Source organism: Enterococcus alcedinis (assembly GCF_014635985.1).
GTDB lineage: Bacteria > Bacillota > Bacilli > Lactobacillales > Enterococcaceae > Enterococcus_I > Enterococcus_I alcedinis.
Genome location: NZ_BMDT01000012.1, coordinates 15,033 through 30,601, shown reverse-complemented (window position 1 = coordinate 30,601; position 15,569 = coordinate 15,033). Strand labels below are relative to the sequence as shown.

The window sequence follows — 15,569 nt, the reverse complement described above, 5'->3', positions numbered from 1 at the left end:
AAAATTCTACCAATATAAGAAAGGGTTTTAATCAATGAAAAAGATGTATGTTGTTTATAAAACACATTTAGATATAGGTTTTACGGATTTAGCGGAGAGAGTGATTGATAATTATGTGGAAGATTTTATTCCACGAGCAATTCAAATAGGTCAAGAACGTCCGGATAAATTCACTTGGACGACAGGTTCGTGGCTGATTGATTACTATTTGAAATTATCTACAGTCAGCGAAGGTAAGAAAAATGAACTACGTAAAGCATTACGAACTGGAACAATTAAGTGGCACGGATTAGCTCATACGACGTGGACAGAGTTAATGGACAAGAAATTATTTGATTATAGTTTGACTCTATCACAAAATTTGGATAAAACATTTGATAAACAGACGATTGCTGCTAAAATGACCGATGTTCCAGGTCATACAATTGCGATTGTACCCTTAATGGCTAAAGCTGGATTGAAATACCTTCATATTGGTGTTAACGCGAGTACCTCAATTCCGGATGTACCAGAAATGTTTGTTTGGCGTGGGAAGGATGGTTCGGAAATTATCGTTCACTATGCAAAGGACTATGGTGATTTATTCGCTCGCGAAGGTTGGGATGAAATGCTTTATTTTGCTCATAGCCATGACAATCAAGGGCCACCGAAAACCGTTGAAGAAGTCGATGCAATATTCAGTAAAATTGCCAAAAATCATCCAGGAGTAGAATTAATCCCTTCAGGTCTAGATGAATTTGCAGCGTATGCATGGAGTAAGAAAGAGACGTTACCAGTTGTTGAAGAAGAGATTGCAGATTCATGGATTCATGGAATTGGGACCGATCCTAAAAAAATAGGACAACTACGTCAATTATATCGTTTACGTGATCAATGGTTAGCTAGCGGTGAATTAATTGAAGATAGTTCAGAATATATAGCTTTTTCTGATCAATTATTAATGATAGTCGAACATACTTGGGGTGGAAATGGTAATGTCTTCTTACCTGATTATCGTAACTATTTACTAGAAGATTTTAAACAAGCTCGCGAAAAAGACGATATTCAGTTTAAAACAACTGGTTATTTAGATTTTGCCGATCGTATGGCGCTTATTAGCACTGATATCGATTCAGAAGAAATGCGTCCGAAACGATCGTATCGCCTCTATGAAGACTCATGGAACGAGCAACGACAATACATTGAAAATGCGCTAGATTGCTTAGCACCTGATAAAAAGAACGAAGCGTTAATAGTCTTTGAGGATAATGAACAACCGATTAAACCGCTTGTGCAAACGGAAGCGTTGAAGGTTGGTTATATTTATCAATTACCGAATGAGGTGGAATTAAGTATCGGCGTGAGTGGTGGCATTCGTTACTTAAAAGTTAAAGACCGAGAGATTGTGACAGCGGGCCGTGAATTTGGTGGCTTATCTTATGAACGTTTTGATGAAGGGAATTATCAACAATACTTGAATCAATATAGCCGTTTAAATCAAAATACCGCAACTTGGGCACTCGTTGATTTTAATAAACGAGGTATTGAAGCGTATCCAGAAATAACCTATGAATTGATCAAACCAATGGTGGAATCTGGGACGATTACTCAAACAGATGAGCGAGTGACAATTGCGATTGATGTCGTTTATCGTCCTTTTGATGTGGAAAATTGGGGCTTACCAGTGAAAAATCGCTTAACGTATGTCATTGATCCGGTCAATGGCACGATTGACGGAACGTATCGTTGGGAAGGAAAACAAGCGAATCGGATGCCAGAGGGTTACTGGTTAGAAACATCACTAAAAGTCAATACGCCTTCTCGTTGGAAAATGCATAAATTGAGTGATGCGATTTCACCGTACGATGTTGTAGTCAAAGGTAATCGTAATCTACATGGGCTTTCGTTTGAAGGACTAACCTATAGTGGAGCGGATGGTCGTGTACAAATTCAAAGCGAAACCGCACCGCTTATTTCAATGGGGCGTCGAGGATTGCTTAAATTTGACCAAGAACAACCGTCGCTAAACGAAGGGATTTTTATTAACTTATATAATAACGTTTGGGGAACCAATTTCCCAGATTGGTTTGAAGATGATATGACTTTTAGATTCTCAGCTAATTTTGAAATTTACTAAATAGATGAAAGAGAGACTGCATTTTTGACAGGCTCTCTTTGTTGTAAAAAATTAGATAAGCCTATACGAAATCAGCAACATCGAGTGTTTAGTTATGATTAAGGATAGAAAATGGAGGAATAGTAAGATGACAGCATCCGATAAATACATTTATTCACTACGTTTAGGAATTGATCCTCATGAGTGGGATCAAGCAAAGATGACAGAACTCAAACGTTTTATTCAAGAGGCGAAGTTGGATGATATTAATTTAATTATTAATAGTGAAGAACTAAATGTTGGCCATTTAACGAAAAAACAAGCGGAACCATGGTTGGCAGTGACCAAACGATTCATGGAAGAGTTAAAGGACGAACCCGTGACGATTTCGATGAATCCTTGGACCAACCTTTTACATAGTGATCGCGGTCGTGTCTTAAGTCGAGAATTTCAATTTCGGACAATGGTCGATTACCAAGGGGTGGAAGCAACAGCAGTAGCTTGCCCGGCAGATCCTCAATTTGTAGCTTATATTGCGGATATTTATGGAATGTATGCAAGTGTTAAGCCAGATCATATTTGGTTAGATGATGATTTTCGTCATTTTAATCATAAACCGTTAACATTTGGCTGTTTTTGTGAAGGACATATGGAAATATTTAATCAAAAATTAGGTGAAGAATGGACTCGTGAAGCCTTTGTGGAACGAGTCTTCCAAGAAGGTGGACCGACGAAGGAGCGACTCGTCTTTTTAGAGCAAGCATCGTGTGAGATGAACCAACTTGCAGCTGCGATTGCACAAGCAGTCGATGCGGTATCACCTGAAACACGAGTAGGCTTAATGTCTTCACAGCCAGAATACCATGCTTTAGAGGGACGAAATTGGCATGAATTATTCGAAAAATTGTCAATCAATCAGCCGGCAACCTCGCGTCCGCATTTGCCAAGTTACAACGAAGTTCCCGGCTTAAAATACATTCGTGAATTTAATCGGAATGTCCGACCGGTGGCAGACCTGTTGCCAAAGGATGCTCGAATGTTACCTGAACTTGAAAATTATATGTATTCGATGTATGCCAAATCAAATAAATTCACTCAACTACAATTAGAAACAACGCTTTTAATTGGGGCGAAAGGAATTTTGTTTAACTTTTATGACATGATGGGAAATGGTATTGTGCAATCGTACAATCATCAAAAAATTCTAGCTGAGAGTAAGTCGTTACTGGATTACAGCGCAAAAAATCCAATCAATCGCCATCATTTAAAAGGCGTCAGAGTTTTATATAGTCCAATGACGGTTCAAACAAGACAAGGTGGGGCAAACGGCACGTTGGAAGAAATGTTGCCACGTGAGTTTGAATGGTTAGCACTGTTGTCGACATTTGGAATCAATGCAACGCTATGGGACGTTGCCAGAAAAGAACCGCTTGTCTCAGAAGTCATAGCAATCAGCGATCAACTATTGAGAAACTTAAGTAATGAGGCAATCATTCACTTATTTGACCACAATCAAGTCTTACTTGATGGAACGAGTGCGGCGATTTTATTTGAGCGTCAGTTGGAATATTTGATTCAGGCAGAAGCTTATCAGTGGTTAGTACCGCAAACAGGTCAACATACATATGAAGAGTGGAATGGATCCGAAGCGATTGAAGGCGTACACCATGCACGAATGACCGTGATGCAACAAATTGGAAATTGGGCGAATATCACGTATGAATCAAAAGTGGAACAGCTAACGAGCTTGTACAATGAGAATCGTGAAATGTTTGGTACTGGGATGGCCCAACAAGTGGGTAAGTTTTTTGTCTTACCGATTAGCTATCACTTGAAATATGCTTGGGACGGACAGTACATTAATTATAAAGAAAAAATTATTAAACGTTTTCTAAAACATACGGCGGTGGCATATGTAATTGATATGCCTGTTGTCCAATTTCAACAAGATGACAATCGTCTTTATTTTACGAATTTCTCGTTAGATGATTATGAAGAAATTCGTGTGCGCTTACCAGGCGAGGAACAATTAGAAGTAATCCCAGTACTATTAATTACAAGGGAGGGGATGTGCGTTGAAAGTCTGATTAATCATGGAACTCACTTTGTATTCCCTTACAAATTAAAGGCTTATGAAACAATTATTTTAGAAAGGGTGATTAACTAATTTTTTGCTAAAAATAGACAGTTTTTAGTTGTCAATTGTCGCGATTTCTGTTTGAATGGATAAAGAGCATTTCTTTCGAGTCACTATAGATGAGGGGTATGTAATATGACAAAGAAAATTGGTTTTGATCCACAGAAGTATATTGAAGAGCAATCGAAATATATTTTAGAACGCGTGAACAATTATGATAAACTGTATTTAGAATTTGGTGGTAAACTAATTGGTGATATGCACGCTAAACGAGTGTTACCCGGTTTTGATGAAGATGCAAAAATTAAATTGCTGCACAAATTAAAAGATCAAACAGAGATTATTATTTGTGTGTATGCAGGTGATATTGAGCGCAATAAAATTCGTGGTGACTACGGTATCACTTATGATATGGATATTTTACGTTTAATCGACGAGTTAAGTGACTACGAATTAGCAGTGAATAGTGTTGTAATTACGCGTTATAACGGGCAACCATCAACGAAGATATTTATGAATAAATTACGTCAACGTGGAATGAAAGTCTATACCCATCGTGAAATCGAAGGCTATCCAGTCAATGTCGATCAAATTGTGAGCGATGAAGGCTTTGGTCAAAATGAATACATTCCAACAACAAAACCGATTGTCGTTGTAACGGGTCCTGGTGCAGGTAGTGGGAAATTAGCGACTTGTTTAAACCAGTTATATCACGAGAGTCGTTATGGTCACACAGGCGGTTATTCGAAATTTGAAACATTCCCTGTTTGGAATATTCCATTAAAACACCCAGTGAATATTGCTTATGAAGCCGCAACGGTTGATTTAAAAGATATTAATATGATTGACTCTTTCCATTATGATTATTATGGAAAAGTCGCGATTAACTACAACCGCGATATTGAAACATTCCCGATTATTAAACGAACAATTGAGCGTATTACTGGAAAAGAAGCGGAATTCCACTCACCAACAGACATGGGTGTGAACCGAATTGGTTTTGGTATTACCGATGATGATGTCGTGCAAGAAGCAGCAAAACAAGAGATTATTCGCCGTTATTTTGAAACGGAAAGCAATTATAAAAAAGGGCTAACAGATATTGATGCCTTAAATCGGATGCAAATCATTATGGAAGAGCTCGATTTGAAACCAGAAGACCGCAATAGTGTATCACCAGCACGTGAGTATTCTGAACGACTAAAAGACTCACCTGACTGGGATAAAGAGTTCACGCCACCTGTTATGGCGCTTGAGTTAACGGATGGCACGATTATTACCGGTCGTGGATCAGAATTAATGGATGCCAGTGCTTCGGCTTTATTAAATGCGATTAAAACCTTAGCGAACATCGGTGATGAAATTTTACTGTTATCACCAAATATTTTAGAACCGATTCAAAAATTAAAAACCAAAGAATTAGAAGGACGTGTGACGTCACTCAATATTTCTGAAATTTTAATTGCCTTATCGATCAGTGCAGTCACCAATCCAACCGCACAATTAGCTTATAGTAAATTAAGTGCCTTAAGAGATGGCCAAGCCCATTCAACGGTGATTTTAAATAAAGACGATGAACAAGTTTTACGTAGTTTAGGTATCTCTTCAACATGTGATCCAAACTTCCCATCGAAAAATCTTTATTATATCTAGTATCATAAAAAAAATCCCTTCACAAAAATAACGTGAGGGGATTTTTTGTCATTTTATAGCATAATACCAATAAAGCACCAACCCAATTTGTAGTAACAGAATCATTGGGATGCCAAGGGTGAATGCGCGATGTTTGGTCTTATGACGAAAAATCTGCATGCCTAGTAGCATTCCTAAAGAACCACCTAACCAAGCGGTAATAAAAAGGTTTTTTTCGGGAATTCGTCGTTCACGTTTTCGCGCACGCGCTTTGTCGTTGGACATTAAGAAAAAAGCAACGATATTCATCGCTAAGAAGTAGAAATAAATCCATGGGTAAATGTTCAAAAGAAGGCCTCTTTTCTATTTAGTATGATACTCTTATAGGTATCAATGATGCTGTAGGAGATGAATAAAGTGACAAATAAAACAGGTATTGTCCTTGTTGGTTTAAATGGTGCTGGAAAATCGACACTTGCAAAATACGCTGCCGAAAAGCTCGCATTTGATCTACTAGAGGTCGAGGATTATTGGTTTGAAAAACAACACGACTATCAGAATCCACGAAAAGCTTCAGAAGCAAGTCAGTTAATGATGGAAGCCATCGCACGAGCACCCAAAGGCTTTATTATTGGTGGGAATGTTTCCAGTCTTTCAAAGGAGCTCGTACCAAGCCTGTCGTTAATTGTCTATGTCGATGTTGCAAAAGAAATCCGCGTGCAAAGGGTTATTCAAAGAGACAAGAAGCGATATGGCTCTCTAGAAAAAGGCACGGATCTTTATCATTCACGACAAGATTTTCTGACGTTCGTTCAATCTCGAACACCAGACACGATTCTTTCATGGATGGAAAGTACAAACATTCCAATGCTTACAATCGATGGAACGAATACATTGGAACAAAATACAAGGATAATACAACAAAGATTGCTATCATTATAGCCTAAAGAGTCAATAATAGAAATTATCGATTCCAATCTTATTGAAAATCATTAACAAAAGTAAAAGTTCTCTCTTTTTTTAGCGAAATTGGTTTCCAAACACTGGAAACTTCGGTATCATCATTAAAGTAAAGAAATTTTTGAGTATGATTGATAAAGGAGAAAAGAATGTCAAATGCAATGAAAGATTGGTTTTTGCGTTTTGTTAAGGGAATGTTTATTGGTTCAGGTTTTATTCTTCCAGGAGTCAGTGGTGGCGCATTAGCAGCGATTTTTGGAATTTATGAACGAATTATCTCATTCTTGGCACATCTAACGCGAAACTTTAAAGAAAATGTTTTGTATTTTATACCTGTAGGATTAGGTGGAGTTTTTGGGATTTATCTGCTATCTTTTGGCGTTAGTTTTTTATTAGGCAATTATGAAACGATTATTTTATGGTTCTTCGTCGGTTGTATTATTGGAACCGCACCAGCGCTTTGGAGAGAAGCAGGGAAAGAAGGTCGTGATACGAAAGATTTAACGATTTTAGTCGTTACTTTTGTGTTAGGTATTTTGTTCTTATTCTTTGGACAAAATTTATTCGGAACGGTCGATCAAAACTTCTTCACTTGGATGATTGCCGGTGGATTGATTGCTCTAGGGATTATTGTTCCTGGACTAAGCCCGTCGAACTTTTTAGTGTACATGGGTATGTATAAAGCGATGTCTGATGGCATTAAATCAATGGACTTTGGTATTTTATTACCGATTGCTATCGGTGGTTTGGTTTGTATTCTTGCGTTATCAAAAGTGATGGACGCGATTTTCCAAAGCCATTTCTCTAAATTATTCCATTTTATTTTAGGAATTGTCTTTGCTTCAACAATTATGATTATTCCAACAGATTATGTCGGATTCGGTTGGATGCAATATGGCTTATGTCTAGTCATGCTTATCGCCGGTGCCTTGTTAGGTAAATGGATGAGTTCACTAGAAGAAAAATATAAATAAGAAATGAAAACATCGAATATGCCAAATACGCATATTCGATGTTTTTTTTTGATTCGCATCGCTCAAAATTGACTTTTTTTGTTGAGATAGCTAGGATGATAAGATAAATAAAAGGAGTGGTTAGATGAATCAGTTAGAATTAATTCAATGCAAAGTAGAAGATTTGGCGAAACTTAAAGCAATCGGAATCGAGACGTATAAAGATACCTTTGAGGTTCAAAATACACCAGAAAATATGAAAGCCTATTTGGATACGGCATATGCAGAAAGTAAATTATTAGAAGAATTACAGACGGCCGATAGTTTTTTTTACTTTCTACAAGCAGGAGCGCAAACGGTTGGTTACCTGAAGCTCAACGTTAACCAGGCACAAACAGAAGAGATTGCTGAAAACAGTTTAGAAATTGAACGGATTTATATCCGTAAAGCGCATTGTAGAAAAGGTTACGGTCGCTATTTACTTCAAGCAGCAGAAGAAAAAGCGCGAGCGCTAGAAAAATCTTCTGTATGGTTAGGTGTTTGGGAATATAATTTAAATGCGCGAGCTTTTTATGAAAAAATGGGCTTTAAAAGAGTCAGTCAGCATGCTTTTTTTATGGGAGATGATGAGCAAATAGATTTTATTTTGTTGAAAAACATTGTCTGAATTCAATAATTTTGTAAAAATCGTCAACGAAATATATACTTTTTTATATATTTCGTTGACGATTCTTATTTTAAGATGTATAATAAATTTGTAAATAACTGTGAAAACTAACACAATCAGTTTGAAATCAGGGATTTATAAGCGAATCAATCTTTTTTTTACAAAAAACGAATATAAATCTTTATATAGCAACGTGGTTGGTTCAATTAGCAAAAGTCATATTTTTTTGTCTTGGTAAGTGAATGATTGAGCAAGTTGTTAAGAAGCAATTTTAAGCAAGGAGTGGTGAAGGGTGACACAAGCAAGAAAACAAGTTCGATTAATGGGAACGATGATTGATTTGCAAATCTATCATCAAAATCCGCAACCAATAATAGACGAAGCGGTTGCTCGTTTAAAAATGTACGAACAACGTTTTAGCGCGAACGATGAATCTTCCGAGTTAATGGCAGTTAATCAGCAGGCAGGCCAGTCACCAGTCGTCGTTCACCCAGAATTATTTGAACTGATTCAAATAGGCAAGAATTATAGCTGTCAACCGAACACGCATTTAAATATTGCGATTGGGCCACTGATTCAAACGTGGCGGATTGGTTTTGACGATGCTCAAGTTCCTAGTGCTGAATCCATTGCGGAGCGTTTGCTTTTGACGGATCCGCATCAAATTCGCTTAGATGCCGCTAAGAGGACTGTCTACTTAGCCAAAAAAGGAATGAAGATTGACCTTGGATGTTTAGCCAAAGGTTACATCGCCGATCGTATCGTCGAATATCTTAAAGATGAGCATGTTACGTCAGCTCTGATTAATTTAGGTGGAAATTTAGTGACGTTTGGACCGAATCCTAAACAAATCGATCAGCAGTGGCGCGTAGGGATTCAAAACCCCGTCAAAGCCCGAAATGAGTCGCTGATTGTCTTAAAAACAACGAATCAATCGGTTGTCACATCAGGGATTTATGAACGAAAACTGAGCGTCAATGGTCAAACATACCATCATATTTTCAATCCTAAAACAGGTTATCCGGTTCAAACAAATGTTGTGAGCTTAACCATTTTATCCTCCAACTCTTGTGACGGTGAGATTTGGACGACTTGTTTATTTGGAAAAACACCGGCTGAAATCTTAGCTACAGTCCGTCAATTACCTGGTATTGAAGTAATCATCATTACAGATGATGGACAAAAACAATATTCAAAAACATTGGAACAAGCAATTGTCTCCTAAAAATAAATAAATGGTCTTTAATGAAAGGAAGAATAACATGAAAAAAATTATTGGAATCGTCGGAACAAACTCTGACCAATCAACAAATCGTAAGTTACTACAATTTATCGCGAAACACTTTGGTGACCAAGCGGAGATTGAAGTACTTGAAATTAAAGAATTGCCAATGTTTGATAAACCAGCGAATATGGAAGTTCCTGAATTAGCAAAAGAAATGGCTAAAAAAATCGAAGAAGCCGATGGTGTGATTATTAGTACACCGGAATATGATCATGCGGTAACAGCATCATTAATGAACGCATTGAGTTGGTTATCTTATGGTATTTACCCTTTTGTTGATAAGCCAGTGATGATTACTGGCGCATCTTACGGCACGTTAGGTTCTTCAAGAGCACAAGCACATTTACGTCAAATCTTAAATGCACCTGAATTAAAAGCACGTATCATGCCAAGTTCAGAATTCTTATTAGGTCATTCGTTACAAGCTTTTGATGAAGAAGGGAACTTGAAAAATGCAGACCAAATCAAACAATTAGATGGCCTATTTGCAGATTTCGTCTTATTTATGGATATTATGAAACAATTAAACCACACACATGCCGAAAATTTAAAAGCAGCACAAAACTTTTCTTGGGAAAATAACGAAAGATAGGGGAAATCAACATGAAATTAATCGGAATCGTAGGATCAAATGCAGAGACATCATATAATCGTTTATTATTGCAATATATTGCTAAAAAATACAAAAATCTTTTCACGTTAGAAGTTTTAGAAATAAAAGATCTTCCATTATTTAACCAAAGTGATGATCAAACAGAGAGTCCAGAAATTCAAGCAATCAATCATAAAATTAAAATGGCAGATGGTGTGATTATTGCGACACCAGAACATAACCATACAATTCCAGCAGCGCTAAAAAGCTTACTAGAGTGGTTATCTTTTAACATTCATCCATTAGAAAATAAACCAGTCATGGTAATCGGGGCTTCTTATTACACGCAAGGTTCTTCACGAGCACAGTTACACTTACGTCAAATTCTTGATGCACCAGGTGTCAATGCAATGGTCATGCCAGGAAATGAATTCTTATTAGGTAATGTGAAAGAAGCTTTTGATGACAACAACAACTTAAAAGAGCAACGTACGATTGAATTTTTAACAGTCTGCCTGAAAAACTTTATGAAATTTGTCAAAATGGCAGAAGTAATGCAAGGACCAAAACCTGTGTTACCAAAAGAAGATTTACACGCAACAGGCACTGTTGAAACAACAGTTGAGGGCATTGATATGGATGCAGATGACTGGTTAGAGCAAGCGTCAGCTAAAACAAAAGCGGCAAAAGGGAGCGACTATGTTGAACTTGATCGTGGTTTATTAACGGTCGATCAATTGAATTATTTCTTATCTTCAATGCCAATGGAATTAACGTATGCCGATCACAATAACCAATTCTTATACTATAATAAAACAATGGAAGCGGCGGATATGTTAGCTGCTCGTACACCAGGTCAAGTCGGAAATTCATTAGCGGATTGTCATCCGGAATCAGCGCTAAAAGGTGCAGAATGGGTCATTCAACAATTACGCTCTGGCGCGACGGATTGTGTTCGTGTCCACGTACCAAAAAATGTACCAGAGCAATACATCGTACATAACTACCAAGCAATGCACGATGCAGATGGTAACTACATGGGGATTAATGAATATATCCAAGATTTAAAACCTGTCATCGAATGGTACTTAGAACAAACGGGTCAAGAACTTGTTGGTGGAAAAAATGTTGACGGCGTTTCAAGTGCCTCTGTGAATGATGACGCAGATGTCGATGGCGTATCAGGAGCATCAGAAAAAGCTTAAAAAGAGTCAATTGAGAGCAGATAGTGAGATAAAGTACTATCTGCTTTTCTAAAAACATGTTATGCTAATGGCTGATAGAAAGGGTGGATGGCAATTGAAGAAACTGTTCTTCTTGTGTGTGGCGGGAATCGCATTTACTTTAGGGACGATTGGAATTTTTGTTCCTTTTTTACCGACAACCGGATTTTATTTGTTAACTAGTTTTTGTTTATTACGTAGCTCTGAAAAACACTATAATCAATTCGTCCAATCAAAATATTACCAAAGTTACGTGGTCGATTTGTTAATCAATAAAAACATTTCAACAAAAGGCATGGTTCGTATGTTCCTCTTAATGGGCGTGGTATTTGCCTTACCAATCGTGATTGTATCGGCAGCATGGTTAAAGTGGATGTTGTTTGGCATTTATTTGGCACACGTGATTGGACTAACATGGTATTTTAAATTTCACCCAAAGAAAAAAGTCGTCGTTAAACGCGTTTTTAGCGACAAAGCTTAATGCAATAATTGTTGTTCGTCAAATAGTGTTGACTAGCTAAAAAATGAATAAGTATAGTAATAAAAAAACGATCGAGAGAGCCTTCTCGGCCGTTTTTTTGACATTTAAATTCGATTGTTGATGGGATGATGATTAATGATTTTCAGCTATAATGAATGAACTATCGTTTTGTTTGATAGCCATAAGAAGCGGACAGCATAAATTCTTAGGATTTTTTAAATTATTCTTAAATAAAAAACTTAGGAGAAAGTAGCCAAGGTTATTTGATAGAGTAGATCTCTTGAAGAAAGATTACTTCAGAAGAAAAAAACGTCCGACCGATTTGGCCGAACGCTTTTTGTAATAAGATTAATCAGTATAGTTATCGAAGTAACCTTGGATGTAAACCATTGGTGTTCCTTTATCGCCACTACCTGAAGTTAAATCAGATAATGAACCAATTAAATCGGTTAATTGGCGAGGTGTTGTTCCTTGTGCTTCCATGTTACCGATTAAGTCTGCTTGTTTGTTTTTAATATGCTCAGAGATCGCTGCTTTAAGTTCTTCACCTTTTAAGTGTGCAAAGTTGTTATCTGCTAAGTATTTTAATTTAATTTCATTTGGTAGACCGTCTAAACCAGAAGTATAAGCTGGAGAAACAACTGGATCGGCTAATTCCCAAATTTGACCAACTGGATCTTTGAAAGCACCATCACCATAAATCATAACTTCAACATTTTTACCTGTTGCAGCTTGTAATTTTTCTTGGATGGCATCAACAATTGGTTGCGCGTTGTTAGGGAATAATTTAATGCTATCTTCGGTTGCTTTGTTTGAGCCTAGTAAACCATAAGCTTCGTTAAAACCGCTACCGTTATGTGATTGTGATAAAACATCATCTAAACCGTAAACGCTTGTTGCGCCATTGTCTTTTAGGATACGTTTTGAACGGAAACGAGAGTGGATATCACACGTTAATACGTCCGTTGAATAATCTAAAATAGTTTTAGCGTTATTTGAGAAGATGACTTCGCAAGTCGCGCCTTCGCCTTCGATTAATGATTTATAAAATTCAATATAATCAACGCCAGTAAATGGATGTGTAATAATTCCGAAATGTTGACGGAAGTCTGCTTCTGATAAAACATCTGTCCAAGGGTTAATCCCTTTGCTATCTAAATCTTCAAGAGCAACTAAGTGATTACCAACTTCATCTGATGGGTAACTTAACATTAAGACAACTTCTTTTGCTCCACGTGCAATACCACGTAATAAGTTTGAGAAGCGGTTACGACTTAAAATCGGGAAAATAAGACCAATTTTTCCGTTAGGGAATTTCGCTTTAATATCGGCTGCAATATCGTCAATAGTGGCATAGTTTCCTTGTGCACGAGCAACGATTGATTCAGTGATTGCAATGATATCTTTATCCGCAATGGCGTAGCCTTCTGCTTTCGCTGCATTTAAGACAGTATCTACAGTAATTTCTACGATATCGTCACCTTCGTTAATGATTGGTCCTCTTAGACCGCGTACAACAGTTCCTACAGCTCTTGTCAAATGAATCTCTCCTCTAAATAGTGATTATTTTTTAGTTGAACTTGATTACTGGTTTACTATACCACAAAGTCATGGTATAAATAAAATTAATGTTAGTAATACCAGGGATAAGGAGTGCTTATATGATAGGGAACTTAGATTTGTATCGAATTTTTAATGTTGTGAGTAAGAATAACAGTTTTTCTCAAGCGGCACAAGAATTGTACATGACGCAATCGGCTGTCAGCCAGGCGATTATGAAATTAGAGCGCGAACTGGATCAACAACTTTTTTATCGAACATCTAAAGGGGTTGTGTTGACGAATGAAGGAAAGTTGTTATATGAGCACATTCACTCCGCAATTGGAATTATTCAAGTAGGTGAAGAAAAGCTGTCAGCACTAAAGACGTTAGAAACCGGTCACTTACGCATTGGTGTAGGGGATACGATTTCTCGTTATTATTTACTGCCTTATTTAGAAGAATTTCATGATAAATACCCGGCAATTAAATTAACGATTTTGAACGGTACGACGACCGAAATTGTGCGCTTTATCCGTTCGGGACAAGTGGATGTCGGTGTTTGTAACTTACCAATTGAAGATGAGCATATTCATGTGATTCCGACATTCAAAGTTCATGATACGTTTGTTGGGGGAGATGCTTTTTATGATTTGAGTCAGCGGACACTTTCAATAGAGGAATTAATGGAGCAGCCGTTAATTTTTTTAGAAAACAAATCGAACGCTCGTCGCTATGTTGAAAATTACTTTACACAAAAAGGTTATCCATTATCACCAGATTTTGAGTTAGGTTCGTCTGATTTGGTTTTAGACTTTGCACGCATCAATTTAGGAATCGCCTGCGTTATTCGAGAATTTTCGCAACATTACCTTGAAAAAAAAGACGTCTTTGAAATTCATTTAGAAGAAACCATACCTAGTCGAACGATTGGTGTCTGCTATTTAAAGAATGTTTCGTTATCACCAGCAGTTAAAACGTTCGTTGATAGCATCGAGGTTAAAAAAAGATAAAAGAAACAAAAAAATAAATTCCTATGCTGTGAAATATGTTACAATAATGAAAGTATTATAAAGGGATGGAGAAAAAATGGATATTCAACGTTTTATAGATGCGCGAAAAGCCCTAGGATTCTCACAAAAAGAGTTGAGTGACGGTATTTGTACGCAAGCAACTTTGAGTCGTTTTGAAAACAATGGTCAAATTCCAACCGTTAAGATTTTGATTCAACTATGTAGCCGTTTAAACATTGGTTTAGGTGAGTTATTTCCAGAAGTGGGCGTTAAAGAATCAGAAATCAATCGTCAATTAGCACAAGCTGAGTTCAATTTTATTTTACGAGAATATGAAAAAGCTGAAGCAATATTGAACCAAATTCAGGTTGATTCCTTGCAAGAAGAACGTCAACATTGGTATTATGACTATTTAAAAGGCTATTTAATCGCCTTACAAAATGGTCCAACATCTGATGCTTTCTTTTATTTTAATCGTATTATTGCCGAGGCACCGACGGATGAAACAGATATTTTAACTCTGTTGGCTTATACTGGTATGGGGCTTTTGTATGAAAACTTAAACGAACGAGAAAAAGCGGAATATTTTTTTAATAAAGCCATTACCGATGTTTACCGCTATCCAATTAAAGAGACACATGATATTTGGCGTTTATTAAATATTCTGTATTATTGTGGTTCTTTTTATGCAAATTGTGGTGATTATGAGACGAGTGACGCGTTACTAACTCATGGTGTTGCGATCTGTTCGGATAATCATGTCACGTACTATTTAGCAAGAATGACATTTCAGTTAGCAAAAAATGCCTTGATTCAAGCCAAAGAACCGCAAGAGATTATTGATTTATACTATGATACAAGGGCTTACGCCAAAATTAATAAAAATATGATTGAATTACAAAAATTAGAAGATTTTAAACAACAGTTATTAATCAACCCTGCATTTGCCGGATTGATTGGTTAAGAATGTACAGGGGGAATTGTAAGTAGTG

The 15,569-nt window shown here is 36.9% G+C and carries 14 protein-coding genes; 12 read left to right on the top strand and 2 right to left on the bottom strand.

What is annotated here, in order from left to right; translation table 11 throughout:
- Positions 1-34: 34 nt before the first annotated feature.
- The 3 genes from IEV09_RS10965 (at position 35) to IEV09_RS10955 (ending at position 5,885) form a co-directional block, all read left to right on the top strand.
- Positions 35-2,116: a DUF5054 domain-containing protein gene (locus IEV09_RS10965; protein WP_188368350.1), complete on the top strand. Its 2,082-nt coding sequence runs from the start codon at positions 35-37 to the stop codon at positions 2,114-2,116.
- A gap of 127 nt (positions 2,117-2,243) precedes the next feature.
- Positions 2,244-4,262, top strand: a complete 2,019-nt coding sequence (locus IEV09_RS10960) for a hypothetical protein (protein ID WP_188368349.1) — start codon at positions 2,244-2,246, stop codon at positions 4,260-4,262.
- 105 nt (positions 4,263-4,367) lie between these two features.
- Positions 4,368-5,885 carry a DUF1846 domain-containing protein gene (locus IEV09_RS10955; protein ID WP_188368348.1) on the top strand — a complete coding sequence of 506 codons (1,518 nt, stop codon included), beginning with the start codon at positions 4,368-4,370 and terminating at the stop codon, positions 5,883-5,885.
- A 48-nt stretch (positions 5,886-5,933) separates the two neighbouring features.
- On the opposite strand, the gene IEV09_RS10950 is transcribed toward IEV09_RS10955, so the two are convergent.
- On the bottom strand, positions 5,934-6,212 hold the full coding sequence (locus IEV09_RS10950; protein WP_209651435.1) for a DUF1294 domain-containing protein: 279 nt from the start codon (positions 6,210-6,212) through the stop codon (positions 5,934-5,936).
- Positions 6,213-6,281: 69 nt separating this feature from the next.
- Here IEV09_RS10950 and IEV09_RS10945 point away from each other — a divergent pair, with 69 nt between their 5' ends.
- The 7 genes from IEV09_RS10945 to IEV09_RS10915 all read left to right on the top strand — a co-directional run bounded on the left by IEV09_RS10945 (position 6,282) and on the right by IEV09_RS10915 (position 12,025).
- Entirely contained in the window at positions 6,282-6,806 is a 525-nt protein-coding gene (locus IEV09_RS10945) for an AAA family ATPase (protein WP_188368347.1), read from the top strand.
- 167 nt (positions 6,807-6,973) lie between these two features.
- Positions 6,974-7,798, top strand: coding sequence for a DUF368 domain-containing protein (locus IEV09_RS10940; RefSeq protein WP_188368346.1), 825 nt, complete (start codon positions 6,974-6,976; stop codon positions 7,796-7,798).
- Between the two features lie 124 nt (positions 7,799-7,922).
- Positions 7,923-8,444, top strand: a complete 522-nt coding sequence (locus IEV09_RS10935) for a GNAT family N-acetyltransferase (protein ID WP_188368345.1) — start codon at positions 7,923-7,925, stop codon at positions 8,442-8,444.
- Between the two features lie 322 nt (positions 8,445-8,766).
- Complete coding sequence (locus IEV09_RS10930; protein WP_229731713.1) at positions 8,767-9,669, top strand: FAD:protein FMN transferase; 903 nt, start codon at positions 8,767-8,769, stop codon at positions 9,667-9,669.
- Positions 9,670-9,706: 37 nt separating this feature from the next.
- Positions 9,707-10,321, top strand: a complete 615-nt coding sequence (locus tag IEV09_RS10925; protein ID WP_188368344.1) for an NADPH-dependent FMN reductase — start codon at positions 9,707-9,709, stop codon at positions 10,319-10,321.
- 11 nt (positions 10,322-10,332) lie between these two features.
- On the top strand, positions 10,333-11,526 hold the full coding sequence (locus IEV09_RS10920) for an NAD(P)H-dependent oxidoreductase (RefSeq protein WP_188368343.1): 1,194 nt from the start codon (positions 10,333-10,335) through the stop codon (positions 11,524-11,526).
- 94 nt (positions 11,527-11,620) lie between these two features.
- Positions 11,621-12,025, top strand: a complete 405-nt coding sequence (locus IEV09_RS10915; protein WP_188368342.1) for a YbaN family protein — start codon at positions 11,621-11,623, stop codon at positions 12,023-12,025.
- A gap of 348 nt (positions 12,026-12,373) precedes the next feature.
- Here IEV09_RS10915 and IEV09_RS10910 read toward each other — a convergent pair whose 3' ends face one another.
- Entirely contained in the window at positions 12,374-13,564 is a 1,191-nt protein-coding gene (locus IEV09_RS10910; RefSeq protein ID WP_188368341.1) for a coenzyme F420-0:L-glutamate ligase, read from the bottom strand.
- Positions 13,565-13,686: 122 nt separating this feature from the next.
- Between IEV09_RS10910 and IEV09_RS10905 the strand changes: the two genes are divergently transcribed.
- Both IEV09_RS10905 and IEV09_RS10900 read left to right on the top strand, forming a co-directional pair.
- A complete protein-coding gene (locus IEV09_RS10905) occupies positions 13,687-14,577 on the top strand; it encodes a LysR family transcriptional regulator (protein WP_188368340.1) in 891 nt (296 codons plus the stop codon).
- 76 nt (positions 14,578-14,653) lie between these two features.
- Entirely contained in the window at positions 14,654-15,541 is an 888-nt protein-coding gene (locus IEV09_RS10900; RefSeq protein ID WP_188368339.1) for a helix-turn-helix domain-containing protein, read from the top strand.
- Positions 15,542-15,569: the final 28 nt, after the last annotated feature.

Coding starts and splice junctions, on each gene's coding strand:
- IEV09_RS10935 (WP_188368345.1), top strand. CDS start 7,923: ATGAATCAGTTAGAATTAATTCAATGCAAAGTAGAAGATTTGGCGAAA.
- IEV09_RS10925 (WP_188368344.1), top strand. CDS start 9,707: ATGAAAAAAATTATTGGAATCGTCGGAACAAACTCTGACCAATCAACA.
- IEV09_RS10955 (WP_188368348.1), top strand. CDS start 4,368: ATGACAAAGAAAATTGGTTTTGATCCACAGAAGTATATTGAAGAGCAA.
- IEV09_RS10905 (WP_188368340.1), top strand. CDS start 13,687: ATGATAGGGAACTTAGATTTGTATCGAATTTTTAATGTTGTGAGTAAG.
- IEV09_RS10900 (WP_188368339.1), top strand. CDS start 14,654: ATGGATATTCAACGTTTTATAGATGCGCGAAAAGCCCTAGGATTCTCA.
- IEV09_RS10940 (WP_188368346.1), top strand. CDS start 6,974: ATGTCAAATGCAATGAAAGATTGGTTTTTGCGTTTTGTTAAGGGAATG.
- IEV09_RS10930 (WP_229731713.1), top strand. CDS start 8,767: ATGGGAACGATGATTGATTTGCAAATCTATCATCAAAATCCGCAACCA.
- IEV09_RS10960 (WP_188368349.1), top strand. CDS start 2,244: ATGACAGCATCCGATAAATACATTTATTCACTACGTTTAGGAATTGAT.
- IEV09_RS10920 (WP_188368343.1), top strand. CDS start 10,333: ATGAAATTAATCGGAATCGTAGGATCAAATGCAGAGACATCATATAAT.
- IEV09_RS10965 (WP_188368350.1), top strand. CDS start 35: ATGAAAAAGATGTATGTTGTTTATAAAACACATTTAGATATAGGTTTT.